This is a genomic window from Streptomyces cylindrosporus (assembly GCF_022698165.1).
Lineage (GTDB): Bacteria > Actinomycetota > Actinomycetes > Streptomycetales > Streptomycetaceae > Streptomyces > Streptomyces cylindrosporus.
Genome location: NZ_JALDAY010000008.1, coordinates 313,236 through 325,663 on the forward strand (window position 1 = coordinate 313,236; position 12,428 = coordinate 325,663).

Consider the following 12,428-nt stretch of genomic DNA (forward strand, 5'->3'; position numbering starts at 1 on the left):
GGTGTTGAGTGGTCACTGTTGCCCGGATGTGAAACCCCGCCGGTGCCCGGCCACCCCCACCGACCCGTCCGATAGCGTCGTGGCATGAATTTCGGAGCTGGTGTGCCCACGGTCGAGGTATCGGACCTCAAGGACGGCGACTTCCTGGTGGACGTCCGCGAGGACGACGAGTGGCAGGCGGGTCACGCCGAAGGGGCGCTGCACATCCCCATCAGCGAGTTCGTCGCCCGCTACGGCGAACTGACCGAGGCCGCCCCGCAGGACGGCCGCGTCAACGTGATCTGCCGCTCGGGCGGCCGCTCGGCCCAGGTCACGATGTACCTGGTCCAGCAGGGCATCGACGCCGTGAACGTCGACGGCGGCATGCAGGTGTGGGCGGCCGTGGGCCGGCCGGTCGTGACGGACGCGGGCGAGCCCGGGTTCGTTCTGTAGGACCGCTGCGAGGCAGCCGCGGTGCGGTCAGCCCAGCGGGTGGGCCGCCAGCAGGTCGCCCAGGGCCTCCTCGTGCGCCGCCGCCGGGCCGAGCGACAGCTCCAGGTGCTTGGCCCAGGCGTGGTACCGGTGCAGCGGATACTCGACGTCCGCCCCGAACCCGCCGTGCAGATGCTGCGCCGTCTGCACCACCCGCCGTACGCCCTCCGACGCCCAGATCTTGGCGACGGCCACGTCGCCGGAGGCCGGCAGCGCGCCGGGTGCCCCCGAGGCGATCCGCCAGGCGGCCTGCCACAGCGTGGCCTCCATCGCCCGCAGGTCGATGAAACGGTCGGCGGCCTGCACGGCCACCGCCTGGAACGTGGCGATCGGATGCCCGAACTGCTCCCGCTTGCCCGCGTATTCGCTGGTCATCGCGAGCACCTGCTCACCGAGCCCGAGCGTGAGCGCGCACGTCCCGGTGGCCAGCAGCTCGCGCAGCCATTCCCACGCGCCCTCGGCCTCGACGACGTCCCGGGCAGCGATCCGCGCGGACTCCAGGCGCAGTTCGCCGAGCCGTTCACCGGTCGTGGCGATCTGCTCGCCGAGCACGACCCCGTCGTGGACGCGGGGGACCACGGCGAGGACGGTCCGGTCCGCGGCCGTGCGCGCGGGGACGAGGACGAAGTCGGCGTTGTGCGCCCAGGGGACCGCCGTCTGCACGCCGTCCAGGATCCAGTCAGCCCCGTCCTGCCGTGCGGACACGGCGAGTTCGGCCGGATCGTGGCCGGTGCGGCCGTTCGCGGCGACGGTCAGCACGACCTCGCCCCGGCCCGTCCGGGCGAGCAGCTCCGACTTCAACTCCGCCCCGCCGTAAGCCTGTACGGCCGCGGCGGCCGCGCAGGTCTCGAGGAGCGGCACCCGCGCCAGACCCTTCGCGGACTCCCGCAGCACCAGACACAGGGTCACGGCGTCGAGGCCCGCCCCGCCGTACTCCGCGTCCAGCAGCAGGCTCAGCAGGTCGGCCTCGGCAAGCCTCGCCCACAGCGCGCGGTCGAAGTCCTCGGCGACGGCGCCCGGGACGAGCGAGGGCGAGGGCACGGCGTCCGGCGCGACCCCGGCGAACACCCCACGCGCCGCCTCGGCCGCCGCCTGCTGCTCCTCGGTGAAGGTGAAGTCCACGGTCCTGTCCCTCCGGAGGGTTCGCTGATCTGACGGACCGTCAAGATAGAACAGGTTCTAGAAGAAGGGAACGGGCCGCCGACGACCGGACGGAATACCGGTGTTCGGACGGACGGCACCGGAGTCGTCCACGGGGGCACCGACGCTCACCTGTCGAAGTCCAGCTCCACCTTCTCCGTCACCGGATGCGACTGGCACGCCAGCACATAGCCCGCTTCCGTCTCCTCGCGCTCCAGGGCGAAGTTGCGGTCCATGCGGACCTCGCCGGTGACCAGGAAGGCCCGGCAGGTGCCGCACACGCCGCCCTTGCAGGCGTACGGGGCGTCGGGGCGGTTGCGCAGGACCGTGTCCAGGAGGGACTCGCCGTCCTGGACTGGCCAGGTGCCGCCGCGGCCGTCGAGCCGGGCGGTGACCGTGCTGTGCGCGGGCGCGGTCACGGCGGGCGCGGGCGGTGCCGCGTCCACGTGGAAGATCTCCTCGTGGATACGGGCCCGGGGGACACCGAGCGCACGCAGCGTCCGCTCCGCCCCCTGCACCAGCCCGAACGGCCCGCACAGGAACCACCCCGCCACCTGCTCGACCGGCAGCACTGCCGGAAGCAGTCCGGTCAGCCGCTCCCGGTCCAGCCGCCCGGACGGCAGCCCCGCCTGCTGCTCCTCCCGGGACAACACCGTGACCAGCTGCAAGCGGTCCGGATACCGGTCCTTGAGGTCGGCGACCTCCTCCAGGAACATCGTCGAGGCGGCCGTACGGTCGCTGCGTATCAGGCAGAACCGGGCCTTCGGCGCCCGCGCCAGCAGCGTCGAGACGATCGACAGCACCGGGGTGATGCCGCTGCCGCCCACGATCGCGGCGTACATGCCGGGCGCCGGGTCGAGCGTGAAGCGGCCGGCCGGGGTCATCACCTCCAGCTCGTCACCGACGTTGATCTCCTTGAGCGCGTACGTGGAGAAGGCCCCGCCCTCGACCAGCCGCACCCCGACCCGCAGGGTGCGCGGTCCGTCCTCGTCGGGCGCCGGGGAGCAGATCGAGTACGTACGCCGGATCTCCGCTCCGTCGACCAGGCGCCGCAGGGCGAGGTGCTGGCCCGGGGCGTGCCGGTACTCCGCGCGCAGCTCGGGCGGCACGGTGAGGGTGAGGGCCACCGAGTCGTCGGTGAGCCGGTCGACCGCGGCCACCGGGAGCGCGTGGAAGCGGGCCATCACAACTCCTTGAAGTGGTCGAACGGTTCACGGCAGGCAAGGCAGCGGCGCAGCGCCTTGCACGCGGTGGAGGAGAAACGGCTGAGCAACTCGGTGTCCGCGCTCCCGCAGTGCGGGCACAGGACGGGGTCGGGGCCGGGGTCGCCGGTGGTCGTCTCCAGGGTCCGGGTCCGGCCCAGGGTGAGGGCGACCGGGCCGGACGGCTCCCGTACGCGGGGGGGTGCGATGCCGAACTCCCGCAGCTTTCGGCGGCCTTCGGGTGTGATGTCGTCCGTGGACCAGGCGGGCCGGAGCACCGTGCGGACGGTGACCTCGCGCATGCCGTGTGCGTGCAGCGCGCGCTCTATGTCCAGCGACATCGCTTCGATGGCGGGGCAGCCGGTGTACGTCGGGGTCAGCTCGACCTCGACGGTGTCCGTGCCGCGCACGTGCACCGCGCGGACGACGCCGAGCTCCTGGAGGGTGAGCACGGGCAGCTCGGGGTCGGGCACCGAACCGGCGATGTCGAGGAGTTCGGCCTCCAGCGGGGTTGCCGTCGTCACCATGTCGCCCCCGGGTGACTGCGGTGCAGGTGCTGCATCTCGGCGAGCATCCGCCCGAAGGACTCGGTGTGCAGGCCCTGCCGGCCCGCGCCGGCCGTCCAGCCACCGGCCCGCGGTCCTTCGGGGAGGGGCAGTGTCGCCCGGCGGAGTACGTCCTCGACGGACTCCAGCCAGGCGGCCTCCATCCCGGCCGGGTCGACGTCCAGCCCGTCCACCGGCCGGAACATCTCGCCGGTGAACCGCCACAGGGCGTCGGCCGCCCGCCGCATCCGCTCGTGGCTCTCGTCCGTGCCGTCGCCGAGCCGCAGCGTCCACTGCTCGGCGTGGTCGCGGTGGTAGGCGACCTCCTTGACGGCCTTCGCGGCGAGAGGGGCGAACGGGCCGTCGCCCGCGGCGAGTTCGGCGTACAGGAGGTGCTGGTAGGTGGAGAAGTACAGCTGGCGGGCGATGGTGTGGGCGAAGTCGCCGTTCGGCTGCTCCACCAGCTGGAGGTTGCGGAAGGCGCGCTCCTCGCGCAGATAGGCCAGCTCGTCCTCGTCGCCGGCCATGGACAGCAGCACCCGGGCCTGGCCGAGCAGGTCCAGCGCGATGTTGGCGAGGGCGACCTCCTCCTCCAGCACGGGCGCGTGGCCCGCCCACTCCCCGAGGCGGTGGGAGAGCACCAGGGCGTCGTCGCCGAGGGCGAGGGCGGCGGTCGTGGGCACGGTCGTCTGCGCTGCCGTCACAGGTGCTTCACCCCCTCCGGGATGTCGTAGAAGGTGGGGTGCCGGTACGGCTTGTCGGCGGCCGGCTCGAAGAAGGGGTCCTTCTCGTCGGGTGAGGACGCGGTGATCGCCGTGGAGGGCACGACCCAGATCGAGACGCCCTCGCCGCGCCGGGTGTACAGGTCGCGGGCGTTGCGCAGGGCGAACTCCGCGTCCGGCGCGTGCAGGCTGCCGGCGTGGGTGTGGGAGAGGCCGCGGCGCGAGCGCACGAAGACCTCCCACAAGGGCCAGTCGGTGTTCGTCATGCCTGCCGCGCTCCCGTCCGGTCGCTGTGCTTGGCCGCGTGGGCCGCGGCCGCCTCCCGCACCCAGGCGCCCTCCTCGTGGGCGCGCCTGCGCTGGGTGATCCGCTGTTCGTTGCACGGGCCGTTGCCCTTGAGGACTTCCTTGAACTCGGTCCAGTCGATCGGGCCGAAGTCGTAGTGCCCCCGCTCCTCGTTCCACTTCAGGTCCGGGTCGGGCAGGGTCAGGCCCAGGGACTCGGCCTGCGGGACGCAGATGTCGACGAAGCGCTGGCGCAGCTCGTCGTTCGAATGCCGCTTGATCTTCCACGTCATCGACTGCGCGGAGTGCGCCGACTCGTCGTCGGGCGGGCCGAACATCATCAGGGACGGCCACCACCAGCGGTTCACCGCGTCCTGCGCCATCTCGTGCTGCTCGGGCGTGCCGTTGCTCAGCGCCAGCAGCAGTTCGTACCCCTGGCGCTGGTGGAAGGACTCCTCCTTGCAGATGCGGACCATCGCGCGTGCGTACGGGCCGTAGGAGCAGCGGCACAGGGGGACCTGGTTGGTGATCGCGGCGCCGTCCACCAGCCAGCCGATCGCGCCTACGTCCGCCCAGGTCAGCGTCGGGTAGTTGAAGATCGAGGAGTACTTCTGGCGGCCGGAGTGGAGCTTGTCGAGCAGCTCCTCGCGGCTGGTGCCGAGGGTCTCGGCCGCGCTGTAGAGGTAGAGCCCGTGGCCGGCCTCGTCCTGGACCTTGGCCATCAGGATCGCCTTGCGGCGCAGCGAGGGCGCGCGCGTGATCCAGTTGGCCTCAGGCTGCATGCCGATGATCTCGGAGTGGGCGTGCTGCGCCATCTGGCGGACCAGCGTCGCGCGGTAGGCGTCGGGCATCCAGTCCCGCGGCTCGATGCGCTCGTCGGCGGCCACGGCGGTGTCGAAGGCCTGCTCGTACGCGGCGGTGGCGGCGCGCCGTTCCTCGGTGCCGTGCGTCTGGTGCGCGGCTGCTGTCGCCATGCGGTCCCCCTCGACCTGGGCTCTGTCCGGAGCTGGCTCCCGACCGATCGTTCGGTTCGTGCGATTTCCATGGTGGGGCGGGCGCCGTAAGGTGTCAACCGCTGTGGATAACCTGCGGGCATTGCCTGTGGACAACGGGGATGGCGGGGCGGGGACTGTGCGGTGCGGGCGGGCCTGAGTACCGTTCGCGTTCGAGTGACGGATCGGGATCGGGGAACGGGGCGGAATGGACGCGTACGACACAGGCACGGAGGCCCGGGGCGGGCCGGACGGACCGGGCGGCGCGCCCGAGCCGGTCCCCGCGCCCGAGCCGCCTGCGCCGGAACCGGAGGTCCGGGAAGCGCCGCCTCGGGACCCGGCGGCGCGGGAACCGGACGCGTCGGGACCGGTCGCGTCGGGACCGGGAGCGCCGGGAGCGGACGCCCGTACAGGCGTCGCCGCCCTTTCGCCGCGCTACCAGATCGGTGCCGCGCTGGCCCTCGCCGTCGTCGCGGTCACCGTCTGTGTGCACATCGGCATGGTGTTCCTGAGCATCGCGCCCTCGAACACGGTCACCAAGAAGCACGGCAAGGCGGTCGACGACTGGGTCTACCCGGAGTTCGAGCAGAACTGGAAGCTGTTCGCGCCGAACCCGTTGCAGCAGAACATCGCGGTCCAGGTCCGCGCCGAGGTGAAGGAGGCGGACGGCGGCGTGCGCACCACCGGCTGGTACGACCTGTCCGCCGAGGACGGCCGGGCCATCGACGCCAATCCGGTGCCCAGCCACACCCAGCAGAACGAACTGCGCCGGGCCTGGGACTTCTTCCTCGCCACGCACGACGGCAACAACCGGGCGACCGGAATGCGCGGCACCCTGTCGGAGTCGTATCTGCGGCGCATCGTGGTCATGCGGCTGGGCCGGGACGACGCGGCCGGAAACGGCGGCGCGATCACGCAGGTCCAGGTCCGTTCCCGTACCACCAATGTCGCCCCGCCGAAGTGGAGCGCCGAGAAGATCTCGGACAAGCCGATGTACCGCGTACTGCCCTGGTGGCCGGTCTCGGCCGCCGACCACACCGGGGGTGCCGAGTGAACCGATTCGCCCTGTCGGTCTCGGCCGGCATCGCCCGCGTCACCGAGGCGGCGCTCGGCCCGTACCAGAGTGCCGTGATCCGTATCGGCTTCAGCCTGACCTGGCTGCTGTTCCTGCTGCGCGAGTTCCCGCACCGCCAGGAGCTGTACGGCCCCGACGGGCCGTGGAGCTGGGACCTGGCGCAGCAGCTGATCTCCTCCAACAAGGCGTTCACCGCCCTGATGTGGTCGGACACCCAGGCGTGGTTCGAGCTCGTGTACCTGCTCGCCGTGCTGGCTACCGTCCTGCTGCTGCTCGGCTGGCGTACGCGCACCATGTCCGTGCTCTTCATGGTGGGCGTGCTGTCGCTGCAGAACCGCAGCGTCTTCATGGGGGACGGCGGCGACAACGTCCTGCACCTGATGTCGATCTACCTGGTGTTCACGCGCTGCGGCCAGGTGTGGTCGCTGGACGCGCGGCGGGCGCGGCTGGCGGACGAGGCACGCGCGCGTGGCGAGCGGGTCGTGGACCGGGTCGGGCCCGCGCTGTGGGCGGTGCTCGGGTTCGCGCTGGTCGCGGTGACGGCCGGGGGCCGCTTCGACGGAGTCGACCCGACCGTGCCGGTCGTGCTGTGGCTGGTGTGGGTGGGGCAGGCCGTGTGGTGGGTCGTCGGGCGCCGGGCGAAGACCGCGGAGCCGCGGATCCTGCTCGACGTCGTCGCCAACGTCGCGCACAACGGGGCACTGCTGGTGGTCATGGCCGAGGCCTGCATGATCTACGCGACGGCCGGCTGGTACAAGATCCAGGGCACCCGCTGGCAAGACGGCACCGCCGTCTACTACCCGCTCCACCTGGACTACTTCTCGCCCTGGCCGGCCCTCGCCGACCTGCTCTCCGCCAGCGGCACGATGGTGATGCTCGTGACCTACGGGACCGTCATCGTGCAGGTCGCCTTCCCGTTCACGCTGTTCAACCGGCGGGTCAAGAACGTGCTCCTCGCGGTCATGATGACCGAGCACGCGGTGATCGCCGTGGTCCTCGGGCTGCCGTTCTTCTCGCTGGCGATGATCGCGGCGGACTCGGTCTTCCTGCCGACGCCGTTCCTGCGCCGACTCGGCGACTGGGCGCTACGCGCGCGTGGCCGCGTCCTCACCCGCACGAGCCGTACCGAGCTGCCCGAACAGCGGGCGCCGGAGAACCCCGAGCCGGCGCCCGCGAACTCCGCGGCCTGAGGTGCAGGGCACGCGCACGTAGGCTGCACGCCATGACCGACCCCGTGAGCGCCTGGCGCCGGCTCGCCGACTCCGCCGTCCTGCTCGACGGCTTCCACGCCCTCAAGCACGCCGTGCGCTTCGGCGCCGAGGTGCCGGTCGCGGTCGCCGTCGACAGGGAGGCCGCGCTCGCCCTCGCGGACGAGCTGGCGCCGGACGTACGGGACCGGCTCGCCGAGCTTCTGACGGAGGTGCCGGAGCCGGCATACCGGAGCCTGGTGGCGCGCCCGCATCCCACCGCGGTGGCCGCCCTGGCCGTACGACCGTCCCGCGCGGCCAATGTGCGGAGGCTGGCGTACCTTCCGCGCACCGCCCCCGTGGTGGTCCTCGACAACCCGCGCAACCTCGGCAACGCGGGCGCGGTGATCCGCCTGGCCGCCGGTTTCGGGGCGACCGGCGTGGTCACCACCGGCACGGTCGACCCCTGGCATCCCACGGTCGTGCGCGGCGGAGCGGGCCTGCACTTCGCGACCGCCGTCGAACGGCTGGACGTCGGGGAGCTGCCCCCGGGGCCGCTGTTCGCCCTCGACCCGGAGGGCGACGACATCCGGGGCACGAAGCTCCCGGACGACGCCGTCCTCGCCTTCGGGTCGGAGCGCAGCGGCCTGTCCGGCGAACTACGCGCGCGTGCCGACCACTTGCTGCGGCTGCCGATGCGCCCCCAGGTCTCCAGTTACAACCTCGCCACCAGCGTGGCGATGACGCTGTACCACTGGAGCGCGACGGCCGACTTCTAGCGACCCCCTCAGCTTCCCGAAGCGACCCCCTCGGCTTCCCGAAGCGGCCCCCTGGGCCTCCCGTGGCGGCCCCTAGGCTTCCCGGCGCACCTCCACCACCCGGAAGCGGTTCGCGACGAACGCTCCGTCGGTGAGCGCGGCGTTCGCCGCAGGGTTGCCGCCCGACCCGTGGAAGTCGGAGAACGCGGCCGTCTGGTTGACGTACACCCCGCCCGTGAGGTTCAGCGACAGCTGGGCCGCCTCCTCCAGGCAGACCTCCTGGACCGCCTGCTCGACCTCCTCGTCGCTGGTGTACGCGCCGACCGTCATGGCGCCCTTCTCGCGGATCGTGCGGCGCAGCAGCTCCACCGCGTCGGCCGAGGAGTCGACCGCGACGGCGAAGGAGACCGGGCCGAAGCACTCGCTCATGTAGGCGGCCTCGTCGTCGGGCTTGGCGCCGTCCAGCTTCACGATCACCGGCGTGCGCACGACCGCGTCCGGGAACTCCGGGTTGGCGATCTCCCGTGAGGCGAGGGCGACTTCGCCGAGGCCGGCCGCGGCCTCCAGGCGCGCCTTGACGTCCGGGTTGACGATCGCGCCCAGCAGCGCGTTCGCGCGCGCGTCGTCGCCGAGCAGGCCGTCGACGGAGCGGGCGAGGTCGGCGACCACCTCGTCGAAGGTCTTGGGGCCCTCGTCGGTGCGGATGCCGTCCCGGGGGATCAGCAGGTTCTGGGGGGTCGTGCACATCTGGCCGCTGTACAGGGACAGCGAGAAGGCCAGGTTGGACAGCATGCCCTTGTAGTTCGACGTCGAGTCCACGAGGACCGTGTTGACGCCGGCCTTCTCGGTGTAGACCTGCGCCTGGCGGGCGTTGGCCTCCAGCCAGTCGCCGAAGGAGGTCGAGCCCGTGTAGTCGATGATCCGGATCTCCGGGCGGGTGGCCAGGGTCTTCGCGATGCCCTCGCCGGGGCGCTCGGCGGCCAGCGCCACCAGGTTCGGGTCGAAGCCCGCCTCGGTGAGCACCTGGCGCGCGACCCGCACGGTGAGCGCGAGCGGCAGCACCGCGCGCGGGTGGGGCTTGACCAGCACGGCGTTGCCCGTGGCCAGGGAGGCGAACAGGCCCGGATAGCCGTTCCACGTCGGGAAGGTGTTGCAGCCGATGACCAGCGCGATCCCGCGCGGGACCGGCGTGAACTGCTTGGTCAGCGCGAGCGGGTCGCGCTTGCCCTGCGGCTTGGTCCACTCCGCGGTGTCGGGGGTGCGGACCTGCTCCACGTACGCGTACGCCACCGCCTCCAGGCCGCGGTCCTGCGCGTGCGGGCCGCCCGCCTGGAACGCCATCATGAACGCCTGGCCGGAGGTGTGCATGACCGCGTGCGCGAACTCGTGCGTCCGGTCGCTGATCCGCTTGAGGATCTCCAGACAGACCACCGCGCGCGCCTCCGCGCCCGCGTCCCGCCACGCCTTCTGGCCCGCCTTCATGGCGGGCAGCAGCACGTCCACGTCCGCGTGCGGGTACTCGACGCCCAGCTCGATGCCGTACGGCGACACCTCGCCGCCCACCCAGTCGTCCGTGCCGGGCTGGCCGAGGTCGAGGCGGGTGCCCAGGAGGGCGTCGAAGGCGGACTTGCCCGCCGCCATGTCCAGGCTGCCGTTCTCGCCGTACGCCTTGGGGTGTTCGGGGTGCGGGGACCAGTACGCGCGTGTGCGGATCGCTTCCAGCGCCTGGTCGAGGGTGGGCCGGTGCTTGGCGATCAGCTCGTGCGCGGTCAGTTCGGCGGCCATGCGGGACCAACTCCTCGTCTTTCGAACTCTCCGTCGAGTTCTTGACCTGGGCAGAAACATGGGCAGGAACAGCCAGTCAGAGTTAGAGTAACCGAACGATCGGTCGGGACAAGGGGGTCCGCCGCATCTGTGGAAAACCCCGTGCGGGAGGATCGCGCACATGACAGCACTCGACCTCAGCAGCCCCGTGGCCGTCGTCGGCACCGGCACCATGGGCCAGGGCATCGCCCAGGTCGCGCTGGTCGCCGGCCATCGCGTACGGCTGTACGACGCCGTCCCGGGGCGCGCCCTGGAAGCGGCCGAAGCGATCGGCGCCCGGCTCGACCGGCTCGTCGAGAAGGACCGGCTCACGGCCGCCGAACGGGACACGGCCTGCGAGCGTCTGCTGCCCGCCGCGGACCTCGCCGACCTCGCGGACTGCTCCCTGGTTGTGGAGGCCGTCCTGGAGCGTCTGGACGCCAAGCAGGAGCTGCTGCGCGCCCTCGAGGACATCGTCGACGAGGACTGTCTGCTCGCCACCAACACCTCGTCCCTGTCGGTCACCGCGATCGGCGGCGCCCTGCGCAGCCCGGGACGCTTCGTCGGCCTGCACTTCTTCAACCCGGCCCCGCTGCTGCCGCTGGTCGAGGTCGTCTCCGGGTTCGCCACCGACGTCACGTCGGCCACGCGCGCGTACGAGCTGGCGCGCGCCTGGGGCAAGACCCCGGTCGCCTGCGCCGACACCCCCGGCTTCATCGTCAACCGCATCGCCCGGCCCTTCTACGCCGAGGCCTTCGCCGTCTACGAGGCCCAGGGCGCCGACCCGGCCACCATCGACGCGGTGCTGCGCGAGTCCGGCGGCTTCCGGATGGGCGCCTTCGAACTCACCGACCTCATCGGCCAGGACGTCAACGAGTCGGTCACGCACTCGGTGTGGCAGAGCTTCTTCCAGGACGTGCGCTTCACGCCCTCGCTCGCCCAGCGGCGCCTGGTCGAGTCCGGCCGGCTCGGCCGCAAGAGCGGGCACGGCTGGTACGACTACGCGCACGACGCCGAGCGCCCCGAGCCGCACACCGCGGAGGAGCAGCAGCGGCCCGCGTACGTGGTCGTCGAGGGCGACCTCGGCCCGGCCGGCGAACTGGTCGCGATGATCCGCGAGGCGGGCATCCAGGTGCGCGAGGAGGACGAGGACCACGGCACCCGCCTGGTGCTGCCGGGCGGCGGCCAGCTGGCGCTCGCCGACGGGCAGACCTCCGTGGAGTTCCGGGACGTCGTCTACTTCGACCTCGCCCTCGACTACCGCCGCGCCACCCGCATCGCCCTGTCCGCCTCCCAGGACACCTCCCCGCAGACCCTCGCCGAGGCCACGGGCCTCTTCCAGGCGCTCGGCAAGGACGTCAGCGTCATCGGTGACGTCCCCGGCATGATCGTCGCCCGTACCGTCGCCCGGATCGTCGACCTCGCGCACGACGCCGTCGCCAAGGGCGTGGCCACCGAGGAGGACATCGACACGGCGATGCGCCTGGGCGTCAACTACCCGCTCGGCCCCTTCGAATGGAGCCGCAAGCTCGGCCGCAACTGGGCCTACGCCCTCCTCGACGACCTCCACCTGCGCGATCCCTCCGGCCGCTACGCGCCGTCCCTGGCGCTGTACCGGCACGCGTACGCCACCGACAAGCGGGAGGGCAGCACCTCATGACGACCGCCAAGCGCGACACGTACACCCCGGAGACGCTGCTGTCCGTCGCCGTCCAGGTCTTCAACGAGCGCGGCTACGACGGCACCTCCATGGAGCACCTCTCCAAGGCGGCCGGCATCTCCAAGTCGTCGATCTACCACCACGTGGCCGGCAAGGAGGAGCTGCTGCGCCGGGCCGTCAGCCGGGCGCTGGACGGCCTCTTCGGCATCCTCGACGAGGAGCACGCGCGCGTGGGGCGCGCCTCGGGCCGCCTGGAGTACGTCGTCCGGCGCATGGTCGAGGTGCTGATCGCCGAACTGCCGTACGTGACGCTGCTGCTGCGGGTGCGCGGCAACACGGACACCGAGCGGTGGGCCCTGGAGCGGCGCCGCGACTTCGACCACCGGGTCGCCGAGCTGCTGAAGGCGGCGGCCGCCGACGGGGACGTGCGCGGGGACGTGGAGGGGCGGCTCGCGACCCGGCTCGTCTTCGGAATGATCAACTCCATCGTGGAGTGGTACCGGCCGGACGGACGCGGCATGAGCGAGCGCGAAGTCGCCGACGCGGTCGCGCAGTTGGTGTTCTCGGGGCTGCGCGGCCAGGCCTGAGC

At 72.1% G+C, this 12,428-nt stretch carries 13 protein-coding genes; 6 read left to right on the forward strand and 7 right to left on the reverse strand.

The window, feature by feature from the left end:
• The first annotated feature begins 102 nt into the window (after nucleotides 1-102).
• Nucleotides 103-432 (forward strand): rhodanese-like domain-containing protein, encoded by a 330-nt coding sequence (locus MQP27_RS27110; RefSeq protein ID WP_242768772.1) that lies wholly within the window; start codon nucleotides 103-105, stop codon nucleotides 430-432.
• A 27-nt stretch (nucleotides 433-459) separates the two neighbouring features.
• On the opposite strand, the gene MQP27_RS27115 is transcribed toward MQP27_RS27110, so the two are convergent.
• From MQP27_RS27115 to paaA, 6 genes are all read right to left on the reverse strand, one after another.
• Complete coding sequence (locus MQP27_RS27115; protein WP_242768499.1) at nucleotides 460-1,593, reverse strand: acyl-CoA dehydrogenase family protein; 1,134 nt, start codon at nucleotides 1,591-1,593, stop codon at nucleotides 460-462.
• A 146-nt stretch (nucleotides 1,594-1,739) separates the two neighbouring features.
• Nucleotides 1,740-2,795 carry a 2Fe-2S iron-sulfur cluster-binding protein gene (locus MQP27_RS27120; protein ID WP_242768501.1) on the reverse strand — a complete coding sequence of 352 codons (1,056 nt, stop codon included), beginning with the start codon at nucleotides 2,793-2,795 and terminating at the stop codon, nucleotides 1,740-1,742.
• The gene (gene paaD / locus MQP27_RS27125) at nucleotides 2,795-3,337 is read right to left on the reverse strand and encodes a 1,2-phenylacetyl-CoA epoxidase subunit PaaD (RefSeq protein ID WP_372511334.1); all 543 of its coding nucleotides are present in this window, start codon (nucleotides 3,335-3,337) and stop codon (nucleotides 2,795-2,797) included. The genes MQP27_RS27120 and paaD overlap by 1 nt, the downstream gene beginning before the upstream one ends.
• Nucleotides 3,334-4,062, reverse strand: a complete 729-nt coding sequence (gene paaC, locus MQP27_RS27130) for a 1,2-phenylacetyl-CoA epoxidase subunit PaaC (RefSeq protein ID WP_242768505.1) — start codon at nucleotides 4,060-4,062, stop codon at nucleotides 3,334-3,336. Before paaC ends, paaD begins: the two co-directional genes overlap by 4 nt.
• Nucleotides 4,059-4,346: a 1,2-phenylacetyl-CoA epoxidase subunit PaaB gene (gene paaB, locus MQP27_RS27135; protein WP_242768506.1), complete on the reverse strand. Its 288-nt coding sequence runs from the start codon at nucleotides 4,344-4,346 to the stop codon at nucleotides 4,059-4,061. Before paaB ends, paaC begins: the two co-directional genes overlap by 4 nt.
• Entirely contained in the window at nucleotides 4,343-5,338 is a 996-nt protein-coding gene (gene paaA / locus MQP27_RS27140) for a 1,2-phenylacetyl-CoA epoxidase subunit PaaA (RefSeq protein WP_242768507.1), read from the reverse strand. Before paaA ends, paaB begins: the two co-directional genes overlap by 4 nt.
• Before the next feature lie 226 nt (nucleotides 5,339-5,564).
• On the opposite strand from paaA, the gene MQP27_RS27145 reads away from it, so the two are divergent.
• Genes MQP27_RS27145 through MQP27_RS27155 form a run of 3 tightly spaced genes read left to right on the forward strand, consistent with a single transcriptional unit; the run spans nucleotide 5,565 to nucleotide 8,397 of the window.
• On the forward strand, nucleotides 5,565-6,410 hold the full coding sequence (locus tag MQP27_RS27145; protein ID WP_242768508.1) for a DUF5819 family protein: 846 nt from the start codon (nucleotides 5,565-5,567) through the stop codon (nucleotides 6,408-6,410).
• Nucleotides 6,407-7,621 carry an HTTM domain-containing protein gene (locus MQP27_RS27150; RefSeq protein ID WP_242768509.1) on the forward strand — a complete coding sequence of 405 codons (1,215 nt, stop codon included), beginning with the start codon at nucleotides 6,407-6,409 and terminating at the stop codon, nucleotides 7,619-7,621. Before MQP27_RS27145 ends, MQP27_RS27150 begins: the two co-directional genes overlap by 4 nt.
• A gap of 32 nt (nucleotides 7,622-7,653) precedes the next feature.
• Nucleotides 7,654-8,397 carry a TrmH family RNA methyltransferase gene (locus MQP27_RS27155; RefSeq protein ID WP_242768510.1) on the forward strand — a complete coding sequence of 248 codons (744 nt, stop codon included), beginning with the start codon at nucleotides 7,654-7,656 and terminating at the stop codon, nucleotides 8,395-8,397.
• Between the two features lie 72 nt (nucleotides 8,398-8,469).
• On the opposite strand, the gene paaN is transcribed toward MQP27_RS27155, so the two are convergent.
• Nucleotides 8,470-10,161, reverse strand: coding sequence for a phenylacetic acid degradation protein PaaN (gene paaN, locus MQP27_RS27160; protein ID WP_242768511.1), 1,692 nt, complete (start codon nucleotides 10,159-10,161; stop codon nucleotides 8,470-8,472).
• 160 nt (nucleotides 10,162-10,321) lie between these two features.
• On the opposite strand from paaN, the gene MQP27_RS27165 reads away from it, so the two are divergent.
• Together MQP27_RS27165 and MQP27_RS27170 are read left to right on the forward strand one after the other, a co-directional pair.
• A complete protein-coding gene (locus MQP27_RS27165; protein ID WP_242768512.1) occupies nucleotides 10,322-11,839 on the forward strand; it encodes a 3-hydroxyacyl-CoA dehydrogenase in 1,518 nt (505 codons plus the stop codon).
• Complete coding sequence (locus MQP27_RS27170; protein WP_242768513.1) at nucleotides 11,836-12,426, forward strand: TetR/AcrR family transcriptional regulator; 591 nt, start codon at nucleotides 11,836-11,838, stop codon at nucleotides 12,424-12,426. The genes MQP27_RS27165 and MQP27_RS27170 overlap by 4 nt, the downstream gene beginning before the upstream one ends.
• Nucleotides 12,427-12,428 lie beyond the last annotated feature (2 nt).